This is a genomic window from Thioclava sp. GXIMD4215 (assembly GCF_045291555.1).
GTDB lineage: Bacteria > Pseudomonadota > Alphaproteobacteria > Rhodobacterales > Rhodobacteraceae > Thioclava > Thioclava litoralis.
On sequence record NZ_CP149515.1, the window covers coordinates 73551 to 90636 of the forward strand.

Below are 17086 nucleotides of genomic sequence, written 5' to 3' on the forward strand. Positions count from 1 at the left end.
CGATACGCGATGCTCACCGAGGTCCCTGCCGGGACGCGGTCCCCGATGATGCCGACAGCCGCCTTGTTGCCAGACACTTGCTGTCTGAGCGCGCTGATCAGATAGGCACTCGGGCACCGCATTTGGACCAGGCATGATGTGGCAGCCACCGCGCTGACTACGGACGGAAGCATCATCCCGGTACGGGAAACCCCTCGGCACACTCGCAAAAGCACGGCCTTGAGCGGACAACACCGAACAAGCGGTGGGCTGGCCAGAGATCCGGTGCGTCCGGCGCTCCGATGTGCGAGGTCTCCGCGCCGAACACACCTCGCCTCACCACCACGCCAAGGGCGTAGGGGGCTGATTTATAAGTGGGAAAAGCGCTTGACAGAGTACGCCCCATTACGGAAGGCGGCAGAAGATCTTTGCAGATGGCGTTGGCCGGAGCTTTCCGGAGCACGCCTTGCGGGTGATGCCGATGATCACAGGAGGATGCTATGAATGTCGCGATAACCGAGGGGCTGGCCATCATGCCGCCCGCATTTTCGGACGGGTTGGATGTCTGGTCTTCGGCCAACGGAACCAGCGGGTCTGCGACATATGCGGGTTCGGCCTCGGCGGCTTATGTGCCCTCGGATGCCGATTTTGGGGGCTGTCTGGAACTGCAGAAGACCCAGTCCACGCAGAAACTGCGCTGGATGGGTCAGGTGCCAATCCGGCCCGGTCTCTATCTGCAGATCACCGCACGGGTGAAGGCGGTCAGCGGGAACCTTCCCAGCGTGCGGATTGCGGGCTATGCGATGGGCGCGTCGGCGCATGTGTCGGGGCTGACCGAGGTGGGGGCGGCCACAGCGCTATCGGCCTATGGCGAGGTGGTCACGGTGCGGGCCATCGTTTCGGTTGCCGCCCGCGAAGGCGTGGATATGGCTTGGGGAATGGACCCTGTTTACGGCCATTTCGGCATTGATCTGACCGGACAGACGGGCGGAGTGGTGCGCATCGACGATCTGGAGATCGAGGATGTCAGCGAGTATTTCTTCCGCGATCTGATCGGCATGGTGGATGTGCGCGATTACGGGGCCAAGGGCGATGGCAGCACCGATGATGCGGCAGCCTTTGCGGCAGCCGATAGTGATGCGGGCGGGCGCACGGTTCTGGTGCCGGAGGGCAGCTACTACATTGCGTCCTCGATCTCGTTGCAATCGCCCATGCGGTTTATCGGGACGCTGGTGATGCCCGCGGCGGCACGGCTGGCGCTGATGACGAGCTATGATTTCCCGACCTATGCCGCGGCCTTTGGCGATGAGGAGCTTGGCCTGCGCAAGGCGTTGCAGGCGCTGTTCGGCTATGTGGATCATAACGTTCTGGACCTGAAAGGCCGTCGGGTGGAAATCACCAAGCCGCTGCGGGTCGAGGAATATGCCCCCGATCTGTCCAGCTTTTCCAACCGTCGTGTGCTGCAGAACGGCCAGTTGAATGTGATCGAGGGGACGGCATGGAATGATGTGACGGTGACGAGCGCGGCCACCTATAATATCGCGCAGCCGACGACCCTGACGGGGGTTGCCAATGTGGCGAATATTCCCGTGGGCGCGCATATCACCGGCACAGGGGTCGGGCGCGAGGTCTATGTGCGGGCCAAGAATGTGGGCGCGCAGACCATCACCCTGAGCCAGCCGCTTTATGGCGGGTCGGGCACGCGGAGCTATACTTTCACCCGCTATCAGTATGTGCTGGATTTCTCGGGGATGGACAAACTGGACCGCTTCAATATCGCCAATGTCGAGATCCTGTGTAACGGCGTGTCCAGCGCGTGGATGTTTGCGCCGGACGGGCAGATGAACCAGATCCGCGACAGCTATGTGGTGCGGCCCAAGGATCGGGTCTTCACCTCGATCGGGCGGGGGTGTCAGGACTTTCTGATCGACGGTTGCCAGTTCCTCTCGGACGAGCAATCCACCCCCGCCCAGGACCGCAAATCGGTGGTGCTGAATGTCAACGCCAATGACGTGAAGATCCGCGACTCGCGCTTCGTGCGCTTTGGCACCACCTTCGTGCTGAACGGCTCGGGGCATCTGATCGTGGGCAACCACTGGTTTCAGGGCGATAACGAGACCTCGGCCACGCGGGTGGCGGGGCTGGTCTTTACCCAGACCAATGTGCAATCGGCAGTCACCGGCAATTACATCGATAACAACATTATCGAATGGACCAATGAACATGACGCCACCCCCGATTTCGGCAATGAATACAGCTTTGGCGGGCTGACGGTGACTGGCAATACCTGTGTGTGCATCAACACGGCCGCCTGGTTCACATGGTTCTCGATCAAGCCCTATGGCACGGGGCATTTCATTCAGGGGCTGAATATCTCGAACAATGTGTTCAAGTCGCTCAATGGCACCATCGACAAGATCGAGAAGGTCGATACCACCTTTGCCGATCTGGATTATTCCCGTATCCGGAATGTGATGATTGAAGGGAATATGTTCAACGGGGTCACCAAATTCACCTGTTCGCCGGTGACGCTGGAGATGAACCAGTCCACCGCGCAGCAGGTCTGGGTGCTGGATGCGGCCGAGTACATGCCGTTCGGGGGATGGGCGCGCAATGTCGAAGGGATCGTGGCCGAGGGGATGGTGCGTGATGGCAGCGCGGCACGGGTGACCGAAATGCCCTATGTGCAGGTCGAACAGGGCACGGCGAAGCAACAGGTCTGGCTGAACTGGTCAAAGGCCACGCGCGGGCGGTTGCAGGTCAGGCTGCGGATGGACACACCTGTTTGACCGAGCCATGCGGGTTTCGGGCCGATACACGCCGCTTCCTTCGGGGGGCGGCTTTCAGCTTTGCAGCAGGTCGGTAGCGGTCAGGCGATAGCTACGGGCAAAACCGCCATTGAGCTGGGCTGCGAGGATATGGAACTCGATGAAGTAGAAATCGCCCAGATCGATATAGAGCTTGGATTTGGGATGGTCGGCCAGCCAGCGGTCGCGCAGGCTGGGATGACGCGGGTCCATCCGGTCCAGCGGGCGGGCCTCGACCTGAAGGCTGAGGCGGGGATGGGTCAGCGGGTCGCCCTTGCTGCCCGGAATGCCGATCAGCATACCTGCCCGCGGGTCCGCAGCCAGTGCGCGGGCATGGACCGAAAGCCCAGAGACCAACGACCATAATCCACCCGCCGGACCGGGCCCGATGGCGATGCGCGAGACATGCGGAAAGCCGGTGGCCGGATCAATGGTGCCGATGGCGGCGAACAGCGACTCTGCCAGCAATCTGCGCGCAAGATCGCGCGACTCCTGATCGGCGTCCTGCACTGGATCGGCCCGTTGCACAGCTCCCGAAAGCGGCAGCGGGTCTTTTGGTATGTCGATCGGTGCGGGCATCGGATGTCCCTCTCTGGGGTGGTTTTACAAAGGGTAGGATTGCGGGCGGAGCTTGGCAAGTTTGTGGATAAATCACGCCGTCTCCGGGGCAGTCTTTCGGGCGGATCGAATCAGGTCATTTTCGTCTTCGGGCCATGCTGCACACGCATAAAGTGTTTCTGCGATGCGGCGAAGCCCCTTGGCCTAAAGTTGTAGATGCTGATTTTGCGCTACAGGCAACAGTTTGACGAAACGTCATAAAATCGGCGTAATTTTTCAAAAATTTACAAATACGTAAATATAGACGTGAATAAATTAACAGGAAAAATGAACGAAAAAAGGGGGTTATCAAAAATCGTATCTCGTGTTTACACTCGTCTCTGGGGAAAGGTGCATCTGATGGAGGTCGGAGGCACCGCGCGGCTCAAAAGGGCCGCAGGATATAGCTGAGGGAGGAAAGCTTATGGCTGCTCAGGAACAGGTGCTGGCTGCGCCGGATATGCGCGAAGTACCGAGCCATTTCGGGCCGGCACATGCCGATGCCGCTAAATATCGCGAGATGTATAACGAGTCGGTCGAAAATCCGGAGGCCTTCTGGGGCCGTGAAGGCAAACGGCTGGACTGGATCACCCCCTATACCAAGGTCAAGGACACCGATTTCACCTTTGGCAATGTGTCGATCAAGTGGTTCCATGACGGGGTGCTCAATGCCTCGGTCAACTGCATCGACCGCCATCTGGCCACGCGCGGCGATCAGACCGCGATCATTTTCGAGCCCGACGAGCCGAGCGATCCGGCGCAATACATCACCTATCGCGAACTGAGCGAGAAGGTGAACCGTATGGCCAACGTCCTGCTGTCGCAGGGCGTCATGCGTGGCGACCGTGTGGTGATCTATCTGCCGATGATCCCCGAGGCCGCCTATGCGATGCTGGCCTGTGCGCGGATCGGCGCGATCCATTCGATCGTCTTCGCGGGCTTCTCGCCGGATGCGCTGGCCAACCGGATCAATGACTGTGGCGCGAAGCTGGTGATCACCGCCGACACCGCGCCGCGCGGGGGGCGTCGCACGCCGCTGAAGTCGAATACCGATGCCGCGCTTCTGCACTGCTCGGACAAGGTGCGCTGCCTTGTGGTCAAGCATACCGGCGACCAGACCACGTGGATTCAGGGCCGCGATGTGGATGTGAAGGCGATGATGGAAGACGTCTCGCCCGAGTGCCCGCCGCGTCCGATGAATGCCGAAGACCCGCTGTTCATCCTCTATACCTCCGGCTCGACCGGCAAGCCCAAGGGCGTGGTGCATTGCACCGGTGGCTATCTCGTCTATGCGGCGATGACCCATGAATATGTCTTCGATTATCATCAGGGGGATGTCTACTGGTGTTCGGCGGATGTGGGCTGGGTCACCGGCCACAGCTATATCGTCTATGGTCCGCTGGCCAATGGCGGCACCTCGCTGATGTTCGAAGGTACCCCGACCTATCCGGATGCGGGCCGCTTCTGGGAAGTCTGCGAAAAGCACAAGGTCAACCAGTTCTACACCGCGCCGACTGCGATCCGCGCGCTGATGGGGCAGGGGCCGGAATATGTCGAGAAATACGATCTGTCCGCGCTGAAAACGCTGGGGTCGGTGGGCGAGCCGATCAACCCCGAAGCCTGGGCCTGGTATGACAAATACGTGGGCAAAGGCAAATGCCCCATCGTCGATACCTGGTGGCAGACCGAGACCGGCGGCCATATGATCACGCCGCTTCCGGGCGCGATCCCGACCAAACCCGGATCTGCCACGCGTCCGTTCTTCGGTGTGAAGCCGGTGATCCTTGATCCGACCACGGCGGTCAAACAGGATGAGACCGCCACCGAAGGCGTGCTGTGTATCGCCGATAGCTGGCCGGGTCAGATGCGCACTGTCTGGGGCGATCACGAGCGCTTCCAGGAGACCTATTTCAGCCAGTACAAGGGCTATTACTTCACCGGCGACGGCTGCCGCCGTGACAGCGATGGCTATTACTGGATCACGGGTCGCGTGGATGATGTGATCAACGTCTCGGGGCACCGGATGGGCACGGCCGAGGTGGAATCGGCGCTGGTGGCGCATCAGGCTGTGGCCGAGGCCGCCGTGGTGGGCTTCCCGCATGAACTCAAGGGGCAGGGCATCTACGCCTATGTCACCCTGATGAACGATGTCGAGCCCTCCGACGATCTGCGCAAGGATCTGGAAAAATGGGTGCGCACCGAGATTGGCCCGATTGCCAAGCCCGATGTCATCCAATGGGCGCCCGGTCTGCCGAAGACCCGTTCGGGCAAGATCATGCGCCGTATCCTGCGCAAGATCGCCGAGAACGACACCGGTGCCTTGGGCGATATCTCGACGCTGGCCGATCCGTCGGTGGTTGATGATCTGATTGCCAACCGTGCAAACAAGGGGTGAGCTCATGGCCGATACCGTCAAGACAACACCTGCTGTTCTGATCCTGCTTGGGCCTCCGGGCGCAGGCAAGGGCACTCAGGCCCGGATGCTGGAGGAAAAATTCGGGCTGGTGCAGCTTTCGACCGGTGACATGCTGCGCGAGGCCGTGGCTCAGGGCACGCCTGCCGGTCTGGCCGCGAAATCGGTGATGGAGGCCGGTGGCCTTGTCAGTGACGAGATTGTTCTGGCGATCCTGCGGGACCGTCTTGGCAATCCCGATACCCGTTCTGGTGTTATTCTTGACGGCTTCCCCCGCACGGCGGGGCAAGCGGCGGCGCTGGATGATCTGCTGCATTACACCGATCAGCAGGTGACGGCGGCGATCTCTCTGGCGGTCGATGACGAGGCGATGATCGCCCGTGTTGCTGGCCGCTATACCTGCGCCAAATGCGGCGAAGGATACCACGATACGTTCAAACAGCCCGCCGTGGCGGGCACGTGCGACAAATGTGGCGGCACCGAATTCAAACGTCGGGCCGACGATAATGCCGAAACTGCGCGGACAAGGTTGGAGGCCTATCACGCGCAGACGGCACCGCTCATCGCGCATTACCGCGCGTTGGGCAAGCTGGAAGAGGTGGATGCGATGGGCAGCATCGATACCGTCGCTTCCGAGCTTCGCATGGTCATGGAGGAGAAGGGCGTGACCACGCGCGACTAAGGATCGAAGGACCGGCCCTTGCGGGGGCCGGTCGCCCGATCCGGTTTAAGGGAGGGGCCTGTTTCGGGCAGCCTGAGGGCTGTGCGCGGCTGGTCTATGGAGAAAATCCAAGGGAGACAAACACAATGGCTGATCAACCATCATCCAATGCTTATTGGAAAGCGAATATACGCACGATCCGGCTTTACCTTGTAATTTGGTTCATCTGTTCCTTCGGCTTCGGCATTCTGCTGCGACCGATGCTTGCGGGCATTCCGGTCGGCGGCACAGACCTCGGCTTCTGGTTCGCCCAGCAGGGCTCTATCCTCGTGTTCCTCGTGCTGATCTTTGCCTATGCGGCCAAGATGAACAAGCTCGACCGTGAACATGGCGTCGAAGAGTAACGGAGGCAAGTAAGACTTATGGATCAGTTTACCCTGAATCTGCTGGTAGTCGGCGCGACCTTCGCCCTCTATATCGGCATCGCGATCTGGGCCCGTGCCGGATCGACCTCGGAATTCTATGCGGCAGGGCGCGGTGTCCACCCCGTGCTCAACGGCATGGCCACCGGCGCGGACTGGATGTCGGCGGCGTCCTTCATCTCGATGGCCGGTATCATCGCCTTCGGCGGTTTCAATACCTCGGCCTATCTGATGGGCTGGACCGGCGGCTATGTGCTGCTGGCGATGCTGCTGGCGCCTTACCTGCGCAAATTCGGCAAATTCACCGTGCCGGAATTCATCGGCGACCGTTTCTACAGCCAGACCGCGCGCACCGTAGCCGTGATCTGCCTGATCATCGCATCGGTCACCTATGTGATCGGCCAGATGACCGGCGTGGGCGTTGCTTTCTCGCGCTTCCTCGAAGTGGATAACGCGACCGGCCTCTATATCGGTGCGGCGATCGTCTTCATGTATGCCGTGCTTGGCGGGATGAAGGGCATCACCTACACGCAGGTTGCGCAATATGTCGTGCTGATCATCGCCTATACCATTCCGGCGGTGTTCATCTCGCTGCAACTGACCGGCAATCCGATCCCGGGTCTGGGTCTGTTCTCTGACAGCACCGCCACCGGCAAGCCGATCCTGCAGGAACTCAATGGTCTGCTGGGCGATCTGGGCTTCTCCAGCTATACCGAGCAGTCGGACACCAAGCTGAACATGTTCCTGTTCACCATGTCGCTGATGATCGGCACCGCCGGTCTGCCCCACGTTATCGTGCGCTTCTTCACCGTGCCGAAAGTGTCGGATGCCCGTACCTCGGCTGGCTGGGCGCTGGTGTTCATTGCGCTGCTCTATCTGACCGCGCCTGCGGTTGGGGCGATGGCCCGTCTGAACCTGATCAACACCGTCTATCCCGAAGGCACCCAATCGGCACCGCTGGCCTATGATGCGCGTCCCGACTGGATGAAGAACTGGGAACAGACCGGTCTTCTGAAATTCGAAGACAAGAACGGTGACGGCCTGATCAACTATGTCGCAGATCCGGCGGCCAACGAGTTCGATGTCAACCGCGACATCATCGTGCTGGCCAACCCCGAAATCGCCAATCTTCCGGGCTGGGTGATCGCATTGATCGCAGCCGGTGGTCTGGCAGCGGCTCTGTCCACGGCGGCAGGTCTGTTGATGGCGATCTCTTCGGCGGTCAGCCACGACCTGATCAAGGGTCAGATCAATCCGGGCATCTCCGAGAAGAACGAGCTGCTGTCGGCACGGATCTCGATGGCGGTGGCGATTGCGGTGGCCACGTGGCTGGGCCTCAATCCTCCGGGCTTTGCGGCGCAAACCGTGGCACTGGCCTTCGGTCTGGCAGCCGCCTCGATCTTCCCCGCACTGATGATGGGCATCTTCTCGAAGCGCATCAACAACAAGGGGGCCGTGGCCGGCATGCTGACCGGTCTGATCGTGACCATCATCTATATCTTCCTGCATAAGGGCTGGTTCTTCATCCCCGGCACGGCAAGCTTCGATGATGCGGACCCGCTGCTTCTGTCGGTGAAATCCACCTCCTTCGGGGCGATTGGCGCAGTGATCAACTTCGTGGTGGCCTATATCGTGTCCTCCGCGACCGAAGAACCGCCGGAAGAAATTCAGGATCTGATCGAATCGATCCGTATCCCGAAAGGCGCAGGCCAGGCCGTGGATCACTGATCCACCAAGGCTGGCGATGACTGCAGGCGGGGCCTTCGCCTGTAGTGCTCCGGGGGGCGGGCCCACGTCACCCCCGGAGCATTTTCCCCCCAACCTGATTACTGGCGAACGGATAGAGATCATGCGTGACGATCTTGCCTCTGTTATGACATTTCTCGAAGGGGTCCACCCCTACGACACCCTGCCGCGTAACGATCTGGCCCGTGTGGCCCGATCCTTTGACCGCAGGACGCTGGAGGCCGGTGCCGAGATCTACCGTTTGGGCAGCGTGCTGGACGGGCTGTATCTGGTGCAATCCGGTGCCGTCGAGGTGAGTGATGCCAACGGGGCGCTGGTCTCGGTGCTGGGGCCGCGCAACAGTTTTGGCGAACGCGGCCTGATGCGCGACGGTCAGGCCGCCACCACCGCGCGGATGCGCGAGGCGGGCGTTCTGCTGCTTTTGCCTGCCGCCGAATTTACCCGTCTGTGCCAGAGCGTTGACAGTTTCCGGCGGTTTTTTGACCGGATGCCGGTGCGCAAAGCCCGTGCAGGGGCCGATCTGGCGACGATGCGGGTGGCCGATCTGCTGTCGGGCAAGGCGGTGGCCTGCCGCCCCGAGACCAATGTGGTCGAGGCGGCACGGATGATGCGCGACCGTCATGTATCGTCCTTGGGGGTGACGGACCCGCAGGGCCGTCTGCTGGGCATCGTGACGCAGCGCGATATGTCGAACAAGGTTCTGGCGGGCAATTTCCCGATGTCGGCAGAGGTGGGGCGGGTGATGACCCCCGATCCGGTGACCCTGCCGCCCGATGCGCTGGGGTCGGATATCCTGCACCGGATGCTGGAAAAAGGGATCGGGCATCTGCCGGTGACCGAGCACGGGCGTTTTATCGGCATGATCACCCAGACCGATCTCACCCGCTTTCAGGCGGTCAGTTCCGCGAGCCTGATCCACGAGATCGCGCGCGCGCAGGATGTCGCCGGTATGGCCGCGATAACCGCGCGTATCCCGCAGCTTCTGGTGCAGCTGGTGGGGGCCCATCACGCGCATGAGGTCACCACGCGGCTGATCACCGATATCGCCGATGCGGTGACCCGCCGTCTGCTGGCGATGGCCGAGGCACAGCTTGGCCCCGCGCCTGCGCCTTGGGTCTGGGCGGCCTGTGGCTCTCAGGGGCGGCAGGAGCAGACCGGCGTCTCCGATCAGGATAACTGCCTGATCGTCGGGGACACGGCCACCGAAGCCGATATGGAGTATTTCCGCCGCTTCGCGCAGATCGTCTCGGACGGTCTGCACGCGTGCGGTTACGTCTATTGTCCGGGCGATATGATGGCGACCAATCCGCGCTGGTGCCAGCGTGCCGAGGTCTGGGCGCGCTATTTCCGCGGCTGGATCGCGACGCCCAATCCCGAGGCGCAGATGCTGGCCTCTGTCATGTTCGACCTGCGGGTGATCGGCGGCACAGCCCCTGCGCTGTTCGAGGCATTGCAGGCCGAAACCCTTGCCAATGCGGCAAAAAATTCGATTTTCGTGGCGCATATGATTGCCAATAGCCTCAAACACCACCCGCCGCTGGGGCTGATCCGCGGCTTTGCCACCATCCGTTCGGGCGAACACCGCCACCAGATCGACCTCAAGCATAATGGTGTGGTGCCGGTGGCCGATCTGGGGCGGGTCCATGCGCTGCGGGGGCAGCTTGCGGTGGCCAATACGCGCGCGCGCCTGCTGGCGGCCTGCGAGGCGGGCACGATATCGGTGGCGGGCGGGCAGGACCTGATTGCCGCCTATGACCTGATCGCGATGACGCGGCTGGAAAATCAGGCACGCCAGATCCGCAAAGGCGCGGCCCCCGACAACTATCTGGCCCCCTCGGCGCTGCCCGATTTCGAACGTTCCCATCTGCGCGACGCTTTCGTGGTGGTGCGCAGCCTGCAATCGGCTCTGGGTCATGGTAAGGCCAGTGTCAGCTAGGGCGGGTGCCCGTGCAACTGTGACGGTTTAACGAAGGAGACCCCTTATGATCGTGGATTTTATCGCAATGCTTTCCGCCGCGGCTCTGGCGGTTCTGGTGGTCTTCGCGTTCCGGCACGGCTTGCGCAAATGGGGCGGGGTCGTGCTGCCCAAATGGGTGATGCCCGCAATGGCGGGGCTGGCGATGCTGGGCTATACCATCCATGCCGAATACCGCTGGTATCCCGATCTGAAGGCGGGGCTGAATGGCGATATGAGCGTGGTAATGACGGTCGAGGACCGTAACTGGTGGCGCCCGTGGACCTATGCGGCCCCGGTGACCACCCGCTTCATGGCGGTCGATCTGGCGCAGGTCACCGATCCGGCACCGGGGGTGCGGGCGGGCAAGCTGCTGCTGGTCTCGCGCTGGCAACCGATGCAGCAGGTGCCCGTGGCCTATGATTGCGCAGGCCATCGGCGCGCGGATCTGATTGGTGGCGCGCATCTGCAGGACGGCACCCTGACCGGCGGCGAATGGTTGACTGTCTCGCCGCAAGATCCGGCGCTTGCCGCCCTTTGCGGGAGCGCGCGTCATGGCTGAGGGTGCCCCGCGCCGTGTGCTGATTGTCGAGGACGAAGACAATATTGCCTTGGCGCTTGATTTTCTGATGGGCCGCGAAGGGTTTGATCATGCTCGGATTTCCACAGGTGCAGGGGCGCTGGACCTGATCCGCGAAATGCGCCCCGATCTGGTCTTGCTGGATATCATGCTGCCCGAGGTTTCGGGATATGAAATCTGCGAGGCCATGCGCACCGACCCCGATCTGCGCGGCGTGAAGATCCTGCTGATGACGGCGCGCGGCTCTTCGGTGGAACGGCGCAAGGGGCTGGCGCTCGGGGCGGACGGGTTTATCGCCAAACCTTTCGAACTGAAGGAACTGCGCGCCGAGCTGCACCGCCTGCTGGACGAGGCCGCCTGATGTCCGACTGGATTGCCACGCTGGGTCTGCGTCTGCGGGTCTTCCTGCTGTTTGCGGGGCTCGCCTTCGGACTTGTGCTGGCGCTGCTGGCGGGGGTGTGGCTGGGCGCACGGCAAGGGGCCGGGCATGAGGCGCTGATCGTCATGGCGCTGGTGTCCGGTCTTCTGGGGGTGACGCTGATTGCGGGACTGTGGCTGCTGTTCGACGAGCATGTCGCCCGCCCGATCGAGGCGCTGTCGGGAGCCATGCGCATGGGAGGCTGGGGCGACAGGGCCGCGTTCGACGCCCCCTATCTGGGCGATCTCGCCTCGGCGGGGGCGGCGCTCGGTGCGGCGATGTCGGCCCAGAAGGACCGGCTTGCCGCCGATGTCGAACAGGCGCTGGGGCAGGCGGCAACCAGTCAGGCGCGGCTGGAGCTGCTGCTGGCGGATCTGCCGGTGGGCGTGGTGCTTCTGTCAGCCGACCAGCGGCTGGTTTTCTATAATCCGCAAGCGGCAGAGCTGCTTGGCCACGGTGCCAACCGTCCGGGGCTGGGCCGTAAACTGGAAGATTTCCTCTCGATCGCGCCGATCCTGCATGCGGTGGAACGTCTGGCCAAAAGCGCCGACCCCGAGGCGCGCTCGGATGTGCTTTGTGTCACCGGTGCAGGCCAGACCCTGACCGGTCATCTGCGCGCCGTACCGGCGGGGGAAGGGGGGCATGTGCTGACCTTGCAGGACATGTCGGCAATGATGGCGCAGAACCGCGCGCAGATCGCCCTGACGGCAGAGCTGCTTGCCCGCACCCGACCGGGCGTCGCGGCGCTGCAATCGCTGATGGAAACGCTCAGCGATCCCGATGGCCCCGTTGGCGAGACCCGCGACCGCATCCGTCAGGCGGCCCGCCACGAGGCGCAGACGCTGGCGCAGGACCTGCACCGGATGGCACAGGCTTTCGAAACCCTGCCCGATTGCACCCTGACCGCGCTGCGTGCCTCCGATCTGGCCGAGGCGCTGAGGGCGCGCGTCGAGACGCAGGGAACGGCACTGACCTTGGCCACAGCCCCGCTGATGCTGCGCTGCGATGCGGGCGGGGTGCTGGCGCTCTGGTCGGCGCTGGCGGCGCTGGTCGCGGAGGATCGGCGCAGCGACTTCCGGTTCGAGATCACGCAGGAAGGGGCGGGGGCACTTCTGTCCCTCGAATGGCAGGGCCCGTCCTTGGGGCTCGGCGCTCTGGAAGCCTTCCTGCACCAACCGGACCTGTCGCTGGGGCAATCGCCACGCCAGATCCTCGACCATCACCACAGCGATCTCTGGCCCGAACCCCTGCATGACGGACGCGCGCGCCTGTGTATGCCCTTGCGGGAACTGGCGGGCCACAACGATCCGCCCGCCGCCCTGCCGCGCCGCGTCACCTATGATTTCGACCTGCTCGACCGTCAGCCGCTGGGCGATATCCGTGCCAGCACGCTCGACAGGCTGACCTATGTGGTCTTCGATACCGAAACCACGGGGCTCGATCCCCAACGGGACGCCATCGTGCAGATCGCCGGACAACGTATCGTCAACGGGCGGGTGTCGGAAACCTTCGATATGCTGGTCAACCCCGCCCGTCCGATCCCTGCCTCCGCGACCGCCATCCACGGCATTTCCGATGAAATGGTGGCGCAGGCCCCCTCGGTGGCAGATGCCCTTTCGGCCTTCCACCATTTTGCCAAGGATGCGGTGCTTGTGGCACATAATGCGCCCTTCGATATCGGCCTGCTTCAGGCGGCAGAGCAGACCCACCGGCTGGGATACCAATTCGACCATCCGGTGCTCGATACGGTGCTGCTCTCGGCCATCCTGTTCGGCCAGTCGCAGACCCATACGCTGGATGCGCTCTGTGACCGTCTGGGCATCATCATCGCGCCGGAATTGCGCCATAGCGCGATGGGCGATGCCGATGCCACAGCCTCCGCCTTCCTGCGCATGTTGCCCGCACTGAAATCCAAGGGCTTGCAGACGCTGTCCGAGGTGATCATCGCCGCGCGCAAACACGGGCGCCTGATCCGCGACCTCAATCTGTGAACCAGACCGGCTGCGAAAAAAACGGGCTGCGGTAAAACGGGCTACGGTAAAAACGGGCGCCCCGAAAGCGCCCGTCCCGCAGTCCAGCTGCATGAAATATCCCGGGGTGAATTGGGGCCTCAAGGCCCCAAGAGGGGCAGCGCCCCTTACTTGAAGAAGCGGCTATCCTTCAACTGGTCCCACGCCCAGACAACCTCCTGCAGCATCTCCTCCTGCGACCGGTCGCCCCCGTTCATATCGGGGTGCAGCACCTTGATCAGCGCCTTATAGGCCTTGCGCACCTCGGCCTTGGTCTCGGCATTGGTCACCTCGAGGATCTCGGCGGCCTTGCGTTCGGTTGGCGGCAGCTTGCGTCCCACAGAACGGCGGCCCGGATTCTGCGTCGCATTCTCGCCCAGAATCTCATGCGGGTCGGTCACCCCATGACGGGCAAGGCCCAGCTTCTCGTCATTGGCGCGGTTGAACGGCTTGGTCGGGCGCTCCCAGACGGTGGCATTGTCCAGAAAGGCCTGAAACTCTTCTTCGGACTGGCCTTGGAAATAGTTCCAGTTCAGGTTGTATTCGCGGATATGTTCCTTGCAGAACCAGAAATATTCGTCCAGCACCTTCGGGCTTTTGGGGGCGCGGTATTTCGCGGGCTCGTTGCAGCCCGCCTTGTCACAGACACGGGTCGAGGTCTCGAAGGCCCCCGACATGCCACGGCGGCCCTTCTGGCGGCGCTTCTTGTCTGCCGCAGCCGAGATGTTAAATCCAAACGGGTCGTTCTTTTCCATAAGGGTGGGTCTCCGTAATCTGACGGCTCGGGGGGAGTATGACGGCATGCGGGGAGGGCAGACCCCGCCTCCGACTCGGGTCACGCATTCTATGTCATTTTTCGTCGGGTGAAAGCCCTGGATCTCACTTTTGATCGCGACGCGAGCGACCATGAACCCAGCCCGTTCGACGGGCGTATAGGGGGCTCTCCTTGGAACAGGCGTGGCAGACGGCACGGGCTTTATGTGACCTGAGGCGGGGGCCTCCGGTGCGGACCGGAGGCGCGGGGCATCCTGTTAGCTGCGGCCCGTCCCGTCATCGCTCTCGCTGGCGGCACCGCCGAGTTTGGGCGATTTGCCTTCCGGCCCGTTGGCCGATAGCGAGCGGGCGCGCTTTTCGATCGCACTGGGGATGCGCGGCGGTTGCGGCGTTGCAGTGCCGACTTCGGCTTTTGGCAATGTCGCATTGGCGGCTCTGGCGGGCGCGGTCGGCGCAGGCGCAGAGGGCGCTGGTGCAGGGGCAGGCGCCGCATATGTAGCGGCTGGTTCTGCCCGAAGCGGGGCCTTCGGCACCGGTGCCGGATGGTCCTCGGCAACAGGACGCGGGGCAAGCGCGGATTTCGGGCGGCGGAAGACCAGAAGATTGTGATAGGTGGTGGTCTTGCTGCGCAAGCCGCTGCGCTCTTCGGCAGGGAGGGTCTCGGCGCGCAGATAGTGCCAGCCATCTACGGCCATAGCGTTCAGCGTGGCCGTAAGAGTATTGGCAAAACGGTCCTCGGCGGTTTTCAGGCCGCGATCGCGTTCGCCACGCACGGGGGCGGGAATGACTTTATACTCATACTCTTGCATCGGAAGCCTCGCGCGTTCTGGTTCGGGCGGAACTTGTCGGTCATGTGAGGCCCGGGGTCAAGTGACGGATGGGTGAACGCTCTGCAAAGCGGGCATGGAAAAGGGGCGCCAAAGCGCCCCTTCGCAATCTGTTCCGAGCGTTTCAGGACCGGCCGCGTTCAGGACTGGCCGCGTTCAGGACTGGCCGCGTGCAGGATTGGCCGCGTTACTGCCCGAGCTTCTTGACCACCAGCTCGTTGACCGCTGCCGGATTGGCCTTGCCACCCGTCGATTTCATCACCTGGCCCACAAACCAGCCCGCCAGTTTCGGGTTGGCCTTGGCCTTTTCGACCTGCGCGGGGTTGGCGGCGATCACCTCGTCCACGGCGGCCTCGATGGCGCCCATATCGGTGACCTGCTTCATACCGCGCTCTTCGACCAGAACCTCGGGGTCGCCGCCTTCGCTATAGACGATCTCGAAGAGATCCTTACCGATCTTGCCCGAGATATCGCCCGATTTGATCAGCTTGACGATCTTGCCCAGCTGTTCGGGCGACACGGGCGAGGTGGTCACATCATGGTCGTCCTTCTTCAGACGACCGAAGAGTTCGTTGATCACCCAGTTGGCCGAAAGCTTGCCATCGCCGCCGACGGCCAGAACAGCCTCGAAGTAATCGGCATTCTCGACCTCGGCGGTCAGCACCGAGGCGTCATATTCCGACAGGCCGAGTTCTTTCACGAAACGCGCCTTCTTGGCGTCGGGAAGTTCGGGCATGGAGGCTGCGATGTCATCGACCCAAGCCTGTTCGATTTCCAGCGGCAGCAGGTCGGGGCAGGGGAAATAGCGGTAATCATGCGCTTCTTCTTTCGAGCGCATGGAACGGGTCTCGTTCTTGTCGGGATCATAGAGGCGGGTTTCCTGCACCACCTCGCCGCCATCCTCGACGATGGCGATCTGGCGGCGGGCCTCATATTCGATGGCTGCCTGAATGAAGCGCATGGAGTTCATGTTCTTGATCTCGCAGCGCGTGCCCAAGACCGAGAAATCGCCGGTTTCGCGGAATTTCTCGTAATCGCCCGGCTTGCAGATCGAGACGTTCACATCGGCGCGCAGGTTGCCGTTTTGCATATTGCCGTCACAGGTGCCCAAGTAGCGCAGGATCTGGCGCAGCTTGCCGACATAGGCGGCCGCCTCTTCGGGGCCACGGATATCGGGGCGCGAGACGATTTCCATCAGCGCCACGCCCGTGCGGTTGAGGTCGACGAAGGACATGTTCGGGTCCATGTCGTGGATCGATTTGCCCGCATCCTGTTCGAGGTGGATCCGCTCGATACGGACCATGCGCCCGACGCCCGGCCCCATATCGACAAGCATTTCGCCTTCCCCCACGATGGGGTGGTAGAGCTGGCTGATCTGATAGCCCTGCGGCAGGTCGGGGTAGAAGTAGTTCTTGCGGTCAAAAGCCGAGAAGAGGTTGATGTCGGCTTTCAGCCCCAGCCCCGTGCGCACGGCCTGTGCCACGCAATATTCATTGATGACCGGCAGCATGCCCGGCATGGCGGCATCCACGAAGGCGACATTCGAGTTGGGCTCGGCGCCGAAAGTGGTGGAAGCGCCCGAGAACAGCTTGGCATTGGAATGGACCTGCGCGTGGACCTCGAGACCGATCACCAGTTCCCAATCCGATTTGGCCCCGGCGATGACTTTCGGTTTGGGCGCTTCATAAGCGAGATGGTCGAGCATATCCGCATTCCTCGTGTCTTTGGCAGGCCTCTGGCCCCAACGTGCTTGAGTGTCTTCTAGGACAGGGGCAGATCGGGGGCAAGAGGGGGAATGGGCAGAGGGGGCTCTGCCCCCGCGCCCTTGCGGGCGCCCCCCGGGATATTTGGAGCAGCTGGAACTGGGGCGGCGGATCTTTATTGACGGGGGCTGGCCGG

At 62.4% G+C, this 17086-nt stretch carries 13 protein-coding genes; 9 read left to right on the forward strand and 4 right to left on the reverse strand.

Going from position 1 to position 17086, the window contains the following annotated elements; translation table 11 throughout:
• Window positions 1–479: 479 nt before the first annotated feature.
• Complete coding sequence (locus WDB86_RS00340; RefSeq protein WP_339107736.1) at window positions 480–2768, forward strand: glycosyl hydrolase family 28-related protein; 2289 nt, start codon at window positions 480–482, stop codon at window positions 2766–2768.
• A gap of 54 nt (window positions 2769–2822) precedes the next feature.
• Here the strand turns inward: WDB86_RS00340 and WDB86_RS00345 are convergent, their stop codons facing one another.
• Entirely contained in the window at window positions 2823–3365 is a 543-nt protein-coding gene (locus tag WDB86_RS00345) for a HugZ family protein (RefSeq protein WP_406736277.1), read from the reverse strand.
• Window positions 3366–3843: 478 nt separating this feature from the next.
• On the opposite strand from WDB86_RS00345, the gene acs reads away from it, so the two are divergent.
• The 8 genes from acs to WDB86_RS00385 all read left to right on the forward strand — a co-directional run bounded on the left by acs (window position 3844) and on the right by WDB86_RS00385 (window position 13568).
• The gene (gene acs, locus WDB86_RS00350) at window positions 3844–5778 is read left to right on the forward strand and encodes an acetate--CoA ligase (protein ID WP_339109525.1); all 1935 of its coding nucleotides are present in this window, start codon (window positions 3844–3846) and stop codon (window positions 5776–5778) included.
• A gap of 4 nt (window positions 5779–5782) precedes the next feature.
• A complete protein-coding gene (locus WDB86_RS00355; protein WP_339107734.1) occupies window positions 5783–6478 on the forward strand; it encodes an adenylate kinase in 696 nt (231 codons plus the stop codon).
• A gap of 125 nt (window positions 6479–6603) precedes the next feature.
• Window positions 6604–6861 (forward strand): DUF4212 domain-containing protein, encoded by a 258-nt coding sequence (locus WDB86_RS00360; RefSeq protein WP_406721017.1) that lies wholly within the window; start codon window positions 6604–6606, stop codon window positions 6859–6861.
• 18 nt (window positions 6862–6879) lie between these two features.
• On the forward strand, window positions 6880–8607 hold the full coding sequence (locus WDB86_RS00365; RefSeq protein WP_406736278.1) for a sodium:solute symporter family protein: 1728 nt from the start codon (window positions 6880–6882) through the stop codon (window positions 8605–8607).
• Between the two features lie 121 nt (window positions 8608–8728).
• Complete coding sequence (locus WDB86_RS00370) at window positions 8729–10561, forward strand: DUF294 nucleotidyltransferase-like domain-containing protein (protein WP_339107731.1); 1833 nt, start codon at window positions 8729–8731, stop codon at window positions 10559–10561.
• A 46-nt stretch (window positions 10562–10607) separates the two neighbouring features.
• Window positions 10608–11141, forward strand: a complete 534-nt coding sequence (locus tag WDB86_RS00375) for a hypothetical protein (RefSeq protein ID WP_339107730.1) — start codon at window positions 10608–10610, stop codon at window positions 11139–11141.
• Window positions 11134–11520 (forward strand): response regulator transcription factor, encoded by a 387-nt coding sequence (locus WDB86_RS00380; RefSeq protein ID WP_406736279.1) that lies wholly within the window; start codon window positions 11134–11136, stop codon window positions 11518–11520. The genes WDB86_RS00375 and WDB86_RS00380 overlap by 8 nt, the downstream gene beginning before the upstream one ends.
• Window positions 11520–13568, forward strand: a complete 2049-nt coding sequence (locus WDB86_RS00385) for an exonuclease domain-containing protein (RefSeq protein ID WP_406736280.1) — start codon at window positions 11520–11522, stop codon at window positions 13566–13568. The genes WDB86_RS00380 and WDB86_RS00385 overlap by 1 nt, the downstream gene beginning before the upstream one ends.
• A gap of 146 nt (window positions 13569–13714) precedes the next feature.
• Here WDB86_RS00385 and WDB86_RS00390 read toward each other — a convergent pair whose 3' ends face one another.
• The 3 genes from WDB86_RS00390 to gatB all read right to left on the reverse strand — a co-directional run bounded on the left by WDB86_RS00390 (window position 13715) and on the right by gatB (window position 16892).
• Window positions 13715–14341: a DnaJ domain-containing protein gene (locus WDB86_RS00390; protein WP_339107727.1), complete on the reverse strand. Its 627-nt coding sequence runs from the start codon at window positions 14339–14341 to the stop codon at window positions 13715–13717.
• A 276-nt stretch (window positions 14342–14617) separates the two neighbouring features.
• Window positions 14618–15169, reverse strand: a complete 552-nt coding sequence (locus tag WDB86_RS00395) for a DUF4177 domain-containing protein (protein WP_406736281.1) — start codon at window positions 15167–15169, stop codon at window positions 14618–14620.
• Window positions 15170–15374: 205 nt separating this feature from the next.
• Window positions 15375–16892, reverse strand: a complete 1518-nt coding sequence (gene gatB / locus WDB86_RS00400) for an Asp-tRNA(Asn)/Glu-tRNA(Gln) amidotransferase subunit GatB (RefSeq protein ID WP_339107725.1) — start codon at window positions 16890–16892, stop codon at window positions 15375–15377.
• Window positions 16893–17086: the final 194 nt, after the last annotated feature.